The sequence below is a fragment of the Streptomyces sp. SAI-170 genome (assembly GCF_049739565.1).
In the GTDB taxonomy this organism is placed as follows: domain Bacteria; phylum Actinomycetota; class Actinomycetes; order Streptomycetales; family Streptomycetaceae; genus Streptomyces.
This window is the reverse complement of the sequence record NZ_JBMGQD010000001.1, coordinates 4,576,088-4,588,449: the sequence shown is the minus strand read 5'-3', so window position 1 is coordinate 4,588,449 and position 12,362 is coordinate 4,576,088. Positions and strand designations below refer to the sequence as shown.

14 protein-coding genes are annotated in these 12,362 nt (G+C 68.9%); 4 read left to right on the top strand and 10 right to left on the bottom strand.

The window, feature by feature from the left end; genetic code table 11:
* Positions 1 to 42: 42 nt before the first annotated feature.
* Positions 43 to 1,746: an ATP-dependent nuclease gene (locus tag RKD23_RS20530; RefSeq protein WP_424854978.1), complete on the bottom strand. Its 1,704-nt coding sequence runs from the start codon at positions 1,744 to 1,746 to the stop codon at positions 43 to 45.
* Positions 1,747 to 2,521: 775 nt separating this feature from the next.
* Between RKD23_RS20530 and RKD23_RS20525 the strand changes: the two genes are divergently transcribed.
* Positions 2,522 to 2,848, top strand: a complete 327-nt coding sequence (locus RKD23_RS20525) for a GYD domain-containing protein (RefSeq protein WP_404041725.1) — start codon at positions 2,522 to 2,524, stop codon at positions 2,846 to 2,848.
* A gap of 24 nt (positions 2,849 to 2,872) precedes the next feature.
* Here RKD23_RS20525 and RKD23_RS20520 read toward each other — a convergent pair whose 3' ends face one another.
* The 4 genes from RKD23_RS20520 to mshA all read right to left on the bottom strand — a co-directional run bounded on the left by RKD23_RS20520 (position 2,873) and on the right by mshA (position 5,573).
* A complete protein-coding gene (locus RKD23_RS20520; protein WP_424854977.1) occupies positions 2,873 to 3,127 on the bottom strand; it encodes a hypothetical protein in 255 nt (84 codons plus the stop codon).
* A gap of 26 nt (positions 3,128 to 3,153) precedes the next feature.
* Positions 3,154 to 3,600 carry an SRPBCC family protein gene (locus tag RKD23_RS20515; protein WP_424854976.1) on the bottom strand — a complete coding sequence of 149 codons (447 nt, stop codon included), beginning with the start codon at positions 3,598 to 3,600 and terminating at the stop codon, positions 3,154 to 3,156.
* A 139-nt stretch (positions 3,601 to 3,739) separates the two neighbouring features.
* Positions 3,740 to 4,240 (bottom strand): YbjN domain-containing protein, encoded by a 501-nt coding sequence (locus RKD23_RS20510; RefSeq protein ID WP_424854975.1) that lies wholly within the window; start codon positions 4,238 to 4,240, stop codon positions 3,740 to 3,742.
* On the bottom strand, positions 4,233 to 5,573 hold the full coding sequence (gene mshA, locus RKD23_RS20505) for a D-inositol-3-phosphate glycosyltransferase (RefSeq protein ID WP_424854974.1): 1,341 nt from the start codon (positions 5,571 to 5,573) through the stop codon (positions 4,233 to 4,235). The genes RKD23_RS20510 and mshA overlap by 8 nt, the downstream gene beginning before the upstream one ends.
* Positions 5,574 to 5,770: 197 nt before the next feature.
* Here mshA and RKD23_RS20500 point away from each other — a divergent pair, with 197 nt between their 5' ends.
* From RKD23_RS20500 to RKD23_RS20490, 3 genes are all read left to right on the top strand, one after another.
* The gene (locus tag RKD23_RS20500; RefSeq protein WP_424854973.1) at positions 5,771 to 6,580 is read left to right on the top strand and encodes a class I SAM-dependent methyltransferase; all 810 of its coding nucleotides are present in this window, start codon (positions 5,771 to 5,773) and stop codon (positions 6,578 to 6,580) included.
* Between the two features lie 205 nt (positions 6,581 to 6,785).
* Positions 6,786 to 7,874, top strand: coding sequence for an NlpC/P60 family protein (locus tag RKD23_RS20495; RefSeq protein WP_424854972.1), 1,089 nt, complete (start codon positions 6,786 to 6,788; stop codon positions 7,872 to 7,874).
* 360 nt (positions 7,875 to 8,234) lie between these two features.
* Positions 8,235 to 9,509, top strand: coding sequence for a PP2C family protein-serine/threonine phosphatase (locus tag RKD23_RS20490; RefSeq protein ID WP_424854971.1), 1,275 nt, complete (start codon positions 8,235 to 8,237; stop codon positions 9,507 to 9,509).
* 147 nt (positions 9,510 to 9,656) lie between these two features.
* On the opposite strand, the gene RKD23_RS20485 is transcribed toward RKD23_RS20490, so the two are convergent.
* The 5 genes from RKD23_RS20485 to RKD23_RS20465 all read right to left on the bottom strand — a co-directional run bounded on the left by RKD23_RS20485 (position 9,657) and on the right by RKD23_RS20465 (position 12,358).
* Positions 9,657 to 9,992 (bottom strand): DUF2516 family protein, encoded by a 336-nt coding sequence (locus RKD23_RS20485; RefSeq protein WP_424854970.1) that lies wholly within the window; start codon positions 9,990 to 9,992, stop codon positions 9,657 to 9,659.
* Positions 9,993 to 10,113: 121 nt separating this feature from the next.
* Positions 10,114 to 10,728, bottom strand: a complete 615-nt coding sequence (locus RKD23_RS20480; protein WP_424854969.1) for a hypothetical protein — start codon at positions 10,726 to 10,728, stop codon at positions 10,114 to 10,116.
* A 77-nt stretch (positions 10,729 to 10,805) separates the two neighbouring features.
* Positions 10,806 to 11,231 carry a helix-turn-helix domain-containing protein gene (locus RKD23_RS20475; RefSeq protein WP_404041706.1) on the bottom strand — a complete coding sequence of 142 codons (426 nt, stop codon included), beginning with the start codon at positions 11,229 to 11,231 and terminating at the stop codon, positions 10,806 to 10,808.
* A gap of 80 nt (positions 11,232 to 11,311) precedes the next feature.
* Positions 11,312 to 11,908 carry a DinB family protein gene (locus RKD23_RS20470; RefSeq protein WP_424854968.1) on the bottom strand — a complete coding sequence of 199 codons (597 nt, stop codon included), beginning with the start codon at positions 11,906 to 11,908 and terminating at the stop codon, positions 11,312 to 11,314.
* A gap of 105 nt (positions 11,909 to 12,013) precedes the next feature.
* A complete protein-coding gene (locus tag RKD23_RS20465; protein WP_404041686.1) occupies positions 12,014 to 12,358 on the bottom strand; it encodes a winged helix-turn-helix transcriptional regulator in 345 nt (114 codons plus the stop codon).
* Between the last annotated feature and the right edge of the window lie 4 nt (positions 12,359 to 12,362).

Genomic DNA, 12,362 nt, shown 5'->3' with positions numbered 1-12,362 from the left:
TCGCAGATCATGGCTGCAAAGCAGCGTCACCCCAAGCCGCTCTTACGTACCAAGCTTGCGCTCCAAAACGCTGCAAAGATTCTTCATCAAACTTCCAACTGCGGGATCGATGGCATTTCCGGGGTCCCTTGCCACGGACTCTGCCACAGCATTCTTTACACTGACCTCGATTGCATCATTCCACTGCTGCCCCGACGCCAAGAAGGCTCTCTTCATCCTTTCGGACCATTTCAACCTCTTCTTGTTGAATTGGGCAGTGGGGAAACTTACTGAGAATTTTTGGACGATAACCTCTTGATAGGCGGCAACCTTGTAAAGGTCCTCAATTTCCGACTCCTTCATGCCCGGGAAAATGGCATGTGAAATCTCCGAATACTCCAAGCCTCCGAGACTCAGTGACTTCGCTGCAGCATCGGTTGCAGCTTTATCGTTATCCATAAACACATGCACCAGGCAAAGCTGACTCTTAAATAGGGATGCCTGATACCCAAGGTTTCCAGCGCCCCTCAGGCACTCAACGGCCAATGCTCCAGACTCGATTCCAGAATCGAGAATAGTCGACATATTCCGAAGAATCGGCACGATTGCGCGCTTATCCTCGGTTCCTTCAACCAGCAGAACCACGCGGGCTGCACTGAGATTGTCAGAAACTCTAACCCCCAGTACATCCCGGATCTCAGAGACGGTCCTAGCGGGCCGAGCCTTGTTGTTGTTGACGATTACGTTGCTAGCCACATCAGCCCTGTTGACAAAAAGTGGACTGTGGGTGGTAATTACAACTTGCTGCCGTTCCGAGATTTCAAGCAGAGTATCCCTCAGATAGTGGATCGCCCTTGGATGCAGATGAGCTTCGGGTTCCTCTACAGCCAGCACCATGCCACCGTTGCGCGACCCTTGTTGCGCGAGATGGTGAATCAGGCTCATAGCAGCGAGGCTCTGAATGCCGTCGCCCTTGTAGCGGAGCTGTGTCGGCGTTCCATCATCGATGATTACTTGGCAGTTTTTCCGGAGGGCGGAAAGCCTATCAGAGACGATCACTTCCACAGAATTTAGATCTGGAATAAATTTCCCAAGCGAGGTTTTCAGCGCCTTTTCAAGGCTGGCCAGCACGGGTGCTTGGAGATCTGCGATTCTTTCCACCGCCCTGCGATATTCCTCAGACTTCTCCAAATCTGCAATTTCACTCTCTACCATGTTCCGAACCAACTCCACAGAATCTCGCGCAGTACGAACCGAAGGGATGTCCTTTACATCAATCCGGGTCGCAATGAATCGTGAAATCTGTGCGGCTTTGGCAGATAGAGTAGCGGCCCCACGCCCCTGTTTCCTCACTTCAAACTGAATAGAATCGGCTGAGGCGGTCAATCTCACCGGAAGTCTTCCATTGAGATTACTCTTAACCTCCACTTTAAATTCTGCGATCTCCCGATCTGTCAACTCGAACTCGAAGTCGAAGGTTGTTTTGGCGGCAGGCTTCTCTTGTAGATGGAGGGGAAGATCCCTACTCGCTTTATACACATCTGTTGTGAACGCCCGGGTCGTTACACGCCTTGCCAGTAGCACCACAGTCCGCGCAGGCGGGACGTTATGCAGCGAAAGCAGCTTCATGCCGCTAACCAGACCTAGAAGGATATTCGACTTGCCTTCGTTATTCGGCCCCACCAATACCGTGAAGGAATCGAGACTTAGTCTCTCTGTGCGCGTAATGCTTCGAAAATTAGAAAGAGCGAAAGAGACTAGCCGCATATAGTGCTCCGAGTGTCGAACGTCCTAGGGTGCCACTGGGTCCGAGGTCTCCTTATTGTTGCTCAATTCTGCCACCAATGTACGGTTTCGGACAGTGTCGATGATCCCGGACGGCACGCTGCTGCCAAGGCTGGCAACGGCGGGTGTCCCGCGAGTCCGGCACCGAGCGGGCAACCGCGATACAGCAGCCACGGACGAGAAGCCGTTTCCCTGATCGTTCGCCCAGGTGAGTGGCGGGAGTGAGCAGTTCCTCAAGCTCAGGGTGCTGGCTTCCGTATGCCGAGTCGTCCTCACCGTCCCGGCCGGTGGGGCTTGCTCTCGTCGACGACAGGGCAGCGTGGCTAAGCCTGGTGGGGTACAGCGAGGCACACGCGTGCGTAGATCGGTCGACGGACCCGCCGCCGTGGCTGACTGTCGTCGGCTGATGTTCAGACGCGGCGCATCGATGGTGCTGGCCGTTAGTCGAGTGCGGAAGAGCCTGGGCCGTCCGATGCCGATCGACAGCGGCCAAGGGCGACCAACGACGGCCACCAGGCGCACAAGCCCAACGCCCTTGACCAGCAAAAACCCAGCTCGCCAAGATCCCCGCCAAGACCCAGGGCAAGGAGAAGTAAGCCCGAGGTTTCGGAAGGCCCCCTAGTTCCGATGCGGGCGGAGTCGCTCACGCAGTGGCCATGCCGGTCATCATCCCGGCCATTCGGGGGAGATGCGCGCGGCCTCGGCGGCGTGTCTCCTCCTGCGGGGGCATCCCTTGCTGGGACGAAAGGGAGACATGATGCCGCTCTATCTATCGAGGTTCAGCTACACACCGGAGACTTGGGCGAGACTCATCGGCCACCCCGAGGACCGCGCGAAGGCCGCTCAGTCGTACATCGAGTCCGTCGGCGGCAAGCTCCACGGTTTCTGGTACGCGTTCGGCAGCCGCGACGGCTACAACCTGTGGGAGGCCCCCGACAACGTCTCCATGGCCGCGGTCGCCCTGGCGATCAGCGGAGGCGGCGCACTCAGCTCGTTCGAGACGACCGTGCTGCTGAGCATCGACGAAACCATGGATGCCCTGCGCAAAGCCGGGCAAGTCCAGTACCGGGCCCCCGGCGCGTAGCGGTCCAGGTGGCCGTCCGGCCCCTCATTCCTTCGGGTGCTGACCGTCTTGCAGTCCCTCGAGCACGACCAAAGACCCGTCCCGCTCGAACCGCAGCACGCGGGGCCGGGGGGCTTCCGGAGATGGCTCCGGCTCAGGACGCAGCTCTCCGTAGCGCTGATGGTAAAGATCGACCGCTTCGCGGAGCGAGCATCCTCGTGCCTCACGAATCGTCTGCACCGCGAGGATGGCGCGCCCCTCCAGAATGTCGCGATCCACACGCTCGGGCAGTTCTGCCACAGGTCCTCCCCCGTTCGGCAGCCGGATCAGACGCTCCCGGCATGCTCGCTGACCGCGATGCGGGCCAGCTTCGTCAGCATCATGCCGTTGCGGATGGCGACGACGTAGTCGACGGGCAGGCCGTGCATGCGGGTGCCGGGGCCGCGGAGAGGGTGCCAGTCGAGGGTGAAGAGGGTGTGGTCGCCCCAGGGGGTCAGCTTCATGGCGATGCGGGCCGCGCCGAAGGGGTCTGCCTTGGCTTCCAGTTGCAGGCGGTGGTGTGGTTCGGAAATGCGGACGACGCAGGTGTCGTCGAGGGTGAGGGGGCCGGCGCCGACGCGGACGCGCAGTCGGGCGCCGACGTCCGGCCAGTGCGGGTCCACGGCCAGGACCTGCTGGGTCCCTGTCACCCACTCCCCGTAGCGGTGGCCGTCGGACAGCAGGCTCCAGACCTCGGAGGGCGAGCTCAGGATCAGACGACGGTTCCGGGCCATGCGCACGCTCCTGGAGGATGGGCAGCCGCAGGACGTCGGCTCTCGGGCTGGCTTCCAGCGTCATGCCGGTCGCACCGCCCGCACAGTCCGGGAGATCCGGACGGGTGACGGGCGTGAAGCCGCCCGCGGACCGCGGCCCTCAGCTCGAAGGCCGTCGCAGCAAGTGCGCGAACGCGTCCAGGTTCCGGGTCGATTCACCCCGTGAGGTCCGCCACTCGTACTCGCGGCGGATGGCCGTGGCGAAGCCGAGTTCGAGGAGGGTGTTGAAGGAGCCGTCGGCGGCTTCGAGGACCTGGCCGAGGAGGCGGTCGATCTCGTCCGGGGTGATGGCGGCCAGGGGGAGCTTGCCGGTCACGTAGATGTCGCCGAGGGGGTCGACCGCGTAGCTCACTCCGTAGAGCTTGAGGTTGCGTTCCAGGAGCCAGCGGTGGACGGCGGGTTCGTTCTCGTCGGGGTGGCGGATGACGAAGGCGTTCAGCGACAGCGAGTGGCGGCCGACCTTCAGGGAGACGGTGGTCGACAGCTTGCGGGTGCCGGGGAGTTTGACGACGTAGTGGCCGGACTCCGGGGACTCCCACTCCAGTTCGGCGTCCTTCAGGGCGCCCTCGATGGTTCGTGCGGCCTGCTGTGACTCACCCATGGTGGGAGCGTACGCGACGGCGATGGGCGTGCAGGGCGGCGGTGTAGACCTCGGCGGTGGCGGCGGCCGAGGCGTCCCAGCCGAAGGAGCGGGCGTGCCGGGCGGCGGCCTCGCCCATGCTCGCCGACAGGTGCGGGGTGTCGGCGAAATCGCGCAGCACGCGCGCGTAGGCCGCCGGATCGTGGCCCTGGACGAGGAAGCCGGTGCGCCCGTCGCGGACGGCCACCGGCAGGCCGCCGACCGAGGCCGCGAGGACGGGCGTGCCGGCCGCCTGCGCCTCTATGGCGACCAGGCCGAAGGATTCGCTGTACGACGGCATGACCAGCACCGATGCCGCGCGGAACCAGTCCGCGAGCTGGTCCTGGCCGACCGGCGGGCGGAACCGTACGACGTCCGCGATGCCCAGGCGTGCGGCCAGCTTCTGCAGACCCTCCGGCTTGGCCAGGCCGCTGCCGCTGGGGCCGCCCACGATCGGGACCAGCATGCGCGAGCGGAGCTCCGGGCGCTCGTCCAGCAACACCGCCACCGCGCGCAGCAGCACGTCCGGCGCCTTCAGGGGCTGGATGCGGCCCGCGAAGAGGGGGATCAGGGCGTCCTGCGGCAGGTCCAGACGGGCCCGTGCGGCGGCTCGGCCGTCGGCCGGGCGGAAGCGCTCGAGGTTGACGCCGGGATGGACGACGGCGACCTTCCCGGGGTCGGCGGCGTAGTGCCGTACGAGCTCGTCGGCCTCCTCGGACGTGTTGGCGATGAGCCGGTCCGCCGCGGCGACGATCTGCGTCTCGCCGATGACCCGCGCGGCGGGCTCGGGGGTGTCGCCGTCGGCGAGGTTGGCGTTCTTGACCTTGGCCATGGTGTGCATGGCGTGCACCAGGGGCACACCCCAGCGCTGGGCGGCGAGCCAGCCGACGTGGCCGGAGAGCCAGTAGTGGGAGTGGACGAGGTCGTAGTGGCCGGGGCGGTGGCCGGCCCAGGCCTGCATCACGCCGTGCGTGAAGGCGCACAGCTGGGCGGGGAGGTCCTCCTTGGCCAGGCCCTCGTAGGGGCCGGCGTCGACGTGCCGGACGGTCACGCCGGGGACGATCTCGACCGTGGGCGGCAGGGCCGCGGTGGTGGCCCGGGTGAAGATCTCGACCTCGATGTTGATCGCGGCGAGCCGCTGGGCCAGCTCCACGATGTAGACGTTCATGCCGCCCGCGTCGCCGGTACCCGGCTGGTGCAGGGGGGAGGTGTGCACGGAGAGCATGGCGACGCGCCGGGGGCGGCGGTGCCCGAGCCTGAGCCGCGAGGGGGCCGCCGGAGAGCGACGCCCGAGCCGGCCGACGTAGTGGCTCACGTGGCGTTCCTCCTTGCTGCGGGCATGCCGGACGGAGGACCTGCCGCGCCCTCCAAGGGGGTGCAACCACGGACGCCGTAGTTCCATTTCCTTCCGCCTTCTTCCCATGGCTTCTTTGCCGAATCATTACGGCTTGTCGCTCAACCGTTCGATATCCATGGGAGTCGGGGCACCGCGGGCCGCATACCCTCATACGTATGACATCCCGCGCCGCCCGCCCCATCGGCACGGTCACGCGCGGGACGACGAACCCGAACCGGCTGCGCCGCATGGACCGCTGGATCGCGGCGGCCCACGGCCCCGAACTGCGCCGCGCCGCCGACCCCGTGGCCGTCGACCTCGGCTACGGCGCCGCCCCCTGGACCGCCGTCGAGCTGCTCGGCCGGTTGCGCACGGTCGCGCCGCACGCGCGCGTGGTCGGCATCGAGATCGACCCCGCGCGCGTGCAGGCCGCCAGGCCCTACGAGCGGGAGGGCCTGACCTTCCGGCACGGCGGCTTCGAGATCCCGCTCCCCCAGCGGCCGCTGCTGATCCGCGCCGCCAACGTGCTGCGCCAGTACGACGAGGAGCAGGTCGCCGCCGTCTGGGAGCGGCTGTGCGCCCGGCTCGCCCCGGCCGCCGGGCCCTCGCGGGGCGGGCTGCTGGTGGAGGGCACCTGCGACGAGATCGGGCGCCGGCACGTCTGGGTCGCGCTCGGCCCGGAGGGGCCGCGCACGGTCACCTTCGCCACCCGGCTGGGCTCCCTGGAGCGGCCCTCCGACCTCGCCGAGCGGCTGCCGAAGGCGCTGATCCACCGCAACGTCCCCGGCGAGCCGGTGCACGCCTTCCTGCGCGACTTCGACCGCGCCTGGGCGGCCGCCGCGCCGTACGCCTCCTACGGCGCCCGCCAGCGCTGGATGCGCACAGTGCGGGACCTGACCGCCGACTGGCCGGTGACGGACGGGCCGGCGCGCTGGCGCCAGGGCGAAGTGACCGTGCGCTGGGACGCGTTGGCCCCCGGCAGCTGACCTTCGCCCATGTGGGTGACCTGGGGGAACGATCTCGGCGAGCCGTTCGTCACACAGGCGGGGAGCACGACATGGCCGTACGGCCGTGGGGGGAAGGCGATTCATGCCCCGTCCGGGCACGACCTCTGTCGTTCTGGGCGGCGGCATGGCACTATCCCCCAGGCGCCGTAAGTTACTGACGGTTAATCAGTTTGGGGGAAGAGGTATGGCAACGGGCAAGCGCGGCCTGATCACGGCGGCTCTGACCGTCGTCTGCGCGGTCACCGTGCTGGCGGCACCGGGCACGGCGTTCGCCGCACCCGCCCCCACGCCCGAGCCCACGCCGTCCGCCTCGGCGACCCGGCCGACTCCGGCCACCAACAAGGAGCTTCAGGCCGTGCAGCAGCGGCTGGACGAGCTCTACCACGACGCGGCCGTCGCCACCGACGCCTACAACGCCGCCGAGGAGAAGGCCGAGCAGCAGTCCGCGCAACTGGTCGCGCTGGCCAAGAAGATCGTGGCGGGCCGCGAGCGGCTCGCGGGGCTCAAGGACCGCATGGGCGCCGCGGCCGCCGCCCAGTACCGCACCGGCGGACTGCCGCCCGAGGCCCAGCTCGCGCTCAGCGACGACCCGAGCGAGTTCCTCGACGGCACCGGCCGCATCCGCCAGGGCGAGCGCGCCACCAAGAACCTGCTCGGGGAAGTGACCCGCACCCAGCAGGACTTGGAGCAGTACGCCAAGGACGCCTCCGCGCAGTGGAAGAAGCTGGAGGCCAACCGCAAGGCCAAGGCCGCCGCCCGGCAGAAGATCAAGAAGCGGATCACCGAGGCCGAGGCGCTCCAGAAGCAGCTGCAGAAGGAGGAGAAGGAGCGGCTGGCCCGCCTGGAGCGGGAGGCCGCACAGAAGGCCCAGACCGCCTGGCTCGACACCGGCGTCCTCGACGGCAGCACCGCCGGAGCCAGCGAACAGGGCAGGAAGGCGGTCCAGTTCGCCGCCGCACAGCAGGGCAAGCCGTACATCTGGGGCGCCGAGGGCCCCGACTCCTTCGACTGCTCCGGCCTGACCTCCCAGGCCTGGGCGAGCGCCGGCCGCGCCATCCCGCGCACCTCGCAGCAGCAGTGGGCCCAGTTGCCCCATGTCGACGTCGAGGACATGCGGCCCGGCGACCTGATCATCTACTTCGACGACGCCAGCCATGTCGCCATGTACATCGGCGACGGCCTGATCGTCCACGCCCCGCGCCCGGGGCGCACGGTGACGGTCGCGGGTGCGGGCTCGATGCCGATACTCGGGGTGGTTCGGCCGGATGCGTGAGGTCTTGTACGGCTATGGGGTGCGGGGGCATGCCTTGTGACGGGGACCTCGTGACGGGGACCTCGTGACGCGGGCCACCGCCTGAGCCGGGCCCCGTGACCGAAGCCGTGACCGCGACCACGTGACCTGCGGCACGGCAAGTCGCTCCCAAACTCGGCCAGGACGTGACGTTCGTCATCCCGGAGCCCCGGTCACCTCGCCCAACTGCGGTACGGAACGCGGCATATGACAGTGACCTGGCACCGGGCGGAGTGGCGTGGACCATTCCGCTGCGGCGGCGTCACCCGCTATGGTCCCGGTCGGTGGGTCGAGGTCCCTCGCCCCGCCATGCCCTCGGGGGGAGGGAAGGAACACAGGACAATGCCCGTACCCGTACCGCGGCAGAGAGCGATCCCGGCCGTGGAGAGTGGTCAGGCGCCGGCCGCGTCCACCGCAGGCCTCATCAAGGAGGACACCACCGCCCCCCTCACGCTGCTGCTGATCGAGGACGACCCGGGCGGGTCCGCCATCGTGCCCGATCTGCTCGACTCCGCCGGCCAGCCCATCCGCGTCCGCACCGCCCGCAACCTCACCGAGGCCGAGCGGCTGCTCACCGACGACGTCCACTGCATCCTGCTCGACCTGGCGCTCACCGCGCCCGGCCGCGCGGGCGAGCCGGACGACGACGAGCTCGCCGTGCTCAAGCACGTGCTGGAGATCGCGCCCCGGCACGCCGTGCTCGCGCTCACCGCCTCCGGCGACGCCGAGCGCGGTGCCCATGCCGTGCGCGTCGGCGCCCAGGACTATCTCTTCCGGGACGAGCTGGACGGCCGGCTGCTGAGCCGCGCGATCCGCTACGCCGTGGAGCGGAAACGTTCCGACACGGCCGAGCGGCGGCTCGCCGAGGGCCGTATGCGCGCGCAGGAGAACCGCCGCCTGGAGCGCGGGCTGCTGCCCACGCCGCTGCTGGAGGGCTCCCCGCTGCGCTTCGCCGCGCGCTACCGGCCCGGCCGCTCGCGTGCCCTGCTGGGCGGTGACTTCTACGACGTCGTCCGTACGCCGGACGGCACCGTGCACGCCATGATCGGCGACGTCTGCGGGCACGGCCCGGACGAGGCCGCGCTCGGTGTGGAGCTGCGCATCGCCTGGCGCGCGCTGACCCTGGCGGGGCTGTGCGGGGACCAGCTGCTGAGCACGTTGCAGCAGGTGCTGGAGCACGAGCGGTCCGACGACGAGATCTTCGCGACCCTGTGCACGGTGGACATCGCCCCGGACGGCCGCCGGGCCGGGCTGTGCCTGGCCGGGCATCCGGCCCCGCTGATCGCCCGTCCCGGACGGGCCCCGCGGCTGCTGCCGTACGACAACAACGGGCCCGCGCTGGGACTGCTGCCCGGGGCCCGGTGGCCTCGGATGCAGGTGGAGCTGGGCGCCGAGTGGAGCCTGATGCTCTACACCGACGGGCTGATCGAGGGCCACGTCGGCGCCGGCAAGGAGCGGCTGGGGCAGGACGGCATGGTCGAGATGGTCAGCCGGCAGCTGGCCGAGGGCCTGCGCGGGGAGGAGCTGCTGCGGGCGGCCGTGCACGAGGTGCGCGAGCTGAACGGGGGCGACCTCACGGATGACGTGGCCGTGCTGTTGCTGGACCGGGTGCCGTAGCCTCCGGCCGAGCTGAGCAGCGGGAGGGTGTGCGGCGGGGCGAGGGGCGTTCGCGCAACTCGGCGCTACGAGGTGCCTCCCCCAGAGGGGGACCCCCAGCCCACCCGTGCCGCCCCAGGCGGCACGCATGCCCGCGGCCAGGCGGCGTCAGCGACCGCCGTTCCACGGCCCGTAGGGCCCGTCGCTGCTGCTGCCCCCACGCCGCCGCGGCCCCGAGATCTGGCGGAGCGCCGGGCGGACGTCGACCATGTAGACGATCGTGGCGATGAGGCCGATGATCGGCAGGAACGACAGGATGCCGAAGATCAGGCTCACCACGAAGGCCAGGCCGAGGATGACCAGCCAGAACGGCTTGGTCTGCTTGTCGGCGGCGCGATAGGCGTCCTCACGCCGCACGGCGGCGTCCACCAGCGCGAAGCCGCTGAAAAGGGTGAAGGCCAGGCTCAGCAGGGCCATGAACCCCGCGAATCCCTCCATCAGCATGATGTCCACCATCCGGTTCGGCTCGTCCTACCCGGTCACCGTACCCGCAAGCCCGGCCCGGCTACCCGAACAACGGGCCGAGCACTCGGGAAGTGCCCGGCCCGCTCCTGGAAGCCCTGTGTCACTCGGCGGGCGGCGTCGCCTTCTTCGCGGCCGGCTTACGGGCCGGCGCCTTCTTGGCGGGGGTCTTCTTCGCCGGCGCGGCGGCCTTGGCCTCGGCGGGCTCACTGCCGGCGGCCTCGGGCTCGTCCTTGACCGGGACCGGCTCGGCGCTCGGCTCCGCGCTCGGTTCGACGGCCACGGCGAGGTCCTCGATCTGCTCGGCGGCCTCGCCGCGCCAGGTCTTCACGGCCTGCTCACCGTGCTCGGCGACCTTCTCGTAGGTCTCCCGGGCGCGGACGGCGTACTCGGCGGCCACGCCGACCCCGCGCAGCGCGAGGTCCTGGGCGGACTCGCCGAGCTTCTTCAGGTCGCCGTCGAGGGCGCCGAAGAACTCGGTGACCTTCGACTGGAGGGTCTCCTGGGCCTCCTTGGCCCGGCTGGCGGCGCGCTCCTGGACGACCTTCGGGTCGGTGTTGCGCACCGCCTCGATCCGGGCCGGGGCCTCGGCGCGCAGCTGCTCGACCAGGCCCGGGACCTTCTTCGCCTGCTGCAGGGCGAGGTCGGCGGTGCCGGCGGCGAAGTAGAGCGGGGTCGGGTCGCTGAGGGTCTTGCGCAGGTCGTCGGTGATGGCCATGGTGAGGGTCCTCCCGGATTCGCGTTCGGCTGAGGGTTCGGTGGGTCCGCGGTACGGCGGCCGGTCCCCTGGTCCGGTCAACCGGCCGACTGCCGCGGATCTCCGTCGGCGCCGCCCAGGGCGTCGGCGGAGTCGCCGTCCGGCTGGACGGCCTCGGTGCCGTTCTCCTTGCGGAACGACTCGTAGATCTGGAGCAGCACCTGCTTCTGCCGCTCGCTGAGCGTGGGGTCGGCGAGGATGACGGCGCGCGTCTCCACCTCGTCCCGCTCCCGCTCCGCGTCCAGAATCCCGGCGCGCACGTACAGCGTCTCCGCGGAGATCCGCAGCGCCTTGGCGACCTGCTGGAGCACCTCCGCGCTCGGCTTGCGCAGCCCGCGCTCGATCTGGCTCAGATACGGATTCGACACCCCGGCCGCCTCGGCGAGCTGCCGCAGCGACAGCTGCGCGTTGCGCCGCTGCTCGCGCAGGTACTCACCGAGATTGCCGACATTGAGCGATGCCATGGCTCCACTGTGCACCCAACCCGCTAACAATTGCAAGCAAGCCGCTAGCAAGAGTTACTCGCGCCGCGCGAACGGACCTCTCACCGCTCCGCCGCCCTACGCGCCTCCCCCTCCAGCCGTTCCCGATGCCGCTCCCACCACCCCGGGTCGCTCGACGGGAGGCTGGTGTTGGTCTCGTTCATGCCGACGGCCCCGTCGATCAGCTCGCGGAGGATGTCGGCGTGCCCGGCGTGGCGGTGGGTGTCGGCGATCACGCGGGTGACGGCGTGGTGGAGGGTGACCTCGTCCTTGCCGTCGGGCCACCAGGGGACGCGGCCGACCGTGTCCAGCGGGAGCGCCTCGATGGTGGCGTCGGCGTGGGCCCAGGCCCGGCGGTAGAGCGCCACGAGGTCCTCGCGGGACTCGTCGGCCGTCGCCCACATGTCGCCGTTGTCCTCGACGGCACCCTCCAGCCAGGGCAGCGACTCGCCGTGCGGCCGGCCGAAGGTGTCGCCGAGGTAGCCCAGCTCGACGCCGGCCACATGCTTGACCAGGCCCAGCAGGTTCGTGCCGGTCGGCGTCATCGGGCGGCGGGCGTCGTACTCGGAAAGCCCCTCCAGCTTCCACAGCAGCGCGTCGCGGGCGGACTGGAGGTAGAAGCGGAGGGCGACCTTGGGGTCGGGATCAGCGGGGTTCATGGGGCCAGTGTGCCGGGCCGATCGGGCCTGCCGGGCGCCCTCCTACCCACTTTTTTGTGGGTACTTGGCGGCCCCGGCTCGCTGCGCGAGGCTGGTCGCAGGTGATCAGGAGGCCGCGGCCGCCAGTCGCTCCAGACGACGGTGGCCCCAGTTCGAGAGGGGGGCGAGGGCCTCGGAGAGTTCACGGCCGAAGGCGGTCAGCGAGTACACCGTCTTCAGCGGCAGGACGTCGTACACCTCACGGTGCACCAGACCGTCCTCCTCCATCTCGCGCAGTGCCTGAGTCAGCACCTTCTCGCTGAGGCCCGGCAGCCTGCGGCGCAGTTCCCCGGGGCGGTGCGGGCCGGACTCCAGCAGCCACAGCAGCGCGGTCTTCCACTTGCCGTCGATCACGGCGATCGCGGCGGTCACTCCGCAGACGTTCGGATCCTGGGCCCGGCTGCGCGTCATCCTC

What these genes read in the sequence shown, in the direction of transcription:
- RKD23_RS20530 (WP_424854978.1), bottom strand. Translation starts at nt 1,746, where the DNA reads ATGCGGCTAGTCTCTTTCGCTCTTTCTAATTTTCGAAGCATTACGCGC.
- RKD23_RS20525 (WP_404041725.1), top strand. Translation starts at nt 2,522, where the DNA reads ATGCCGCTCTATCTATCGAGGTTCAGCTACACACCGGAGACTTGGGCG.
- RKD23_RS20515 (WP_424854976.1), bottom strand. Translation starts at nt 3,600, where the DNA reads ATGGCCCGGAACCGTCGTCTGATCCTGAGCTCGCCCTCCGAGGTCTGG.
- RKD23_RS20510 (WP_424854975.1), bottom strand. Translation starts at nt 4,240, where the DNA reads ATGGGTGAGTCACAGCAGGCCGCACGAACCATCGAGGGCGCCCTGAAG.
- RKD23_RS20500 (WP_424854973.1), top strand. Translation starts at nt 5,771, where the DNA reads ATGACATCCCGCGCCGCCCGCCCCATCGGCACGGTCACGCGCGGGACG.
- RKD23_RS20495 (WP_424854972.1), top strand. Translation starts at nt 6,786, where the DNA reads ATGGCAACGGGCAAGCGCGGCCTGATCACGGCGGCTCTGACCGTCGTC.
- RKD23_RS20490 (WP_424854971.1), top strand. Translation starts at nt 8,235, where the DNA reads ATGCCCGTACCCGTACCGCGGCAGAGAGCGATCCCGGCCGTGGAGAGT.
- RKD23_RS20485 (WP_424854970.1), bottom strand. Translation starts at nt 9,992, where the DNA reads ATGCTGATGGAGGGATTCGCGGGGTTCATGGCCCTGCTGAGCCTGGCC.
- RKD23_RS20480 (WP_424854969.1), bottom strand. Translation starts at nt 10,728, where the DNA reads ATGGCCATCACCGACGACCTGCGCAAGACCCTCAGCGACCCGACCCCG.
- RKD23_RS20475 (WP_404041706.1), bottom strand. Translation starts at nt 11,231, where the DNA reads ATGGCATCGCTCAATGTCGGCAATCTCGGTGAGTACCTGCGCGAGCAG.
- RKD23_RS20470 (WP_424854968.1), bottom strand. Translation starts at nt 11,908, where the DNA reads ATGAACCCCGCTGATCCCGACCCCAAGGTCGCCCTCCGCTTCTACCTC.
- RKD23_RS20465 (WP_404041686.1), bottom strand. Translation starts at nt 12,358, where the DNA reads ATGACGCGCAGCCGGGCCCAGGATCCGAACGTCTGCGGAGTGACCGCC.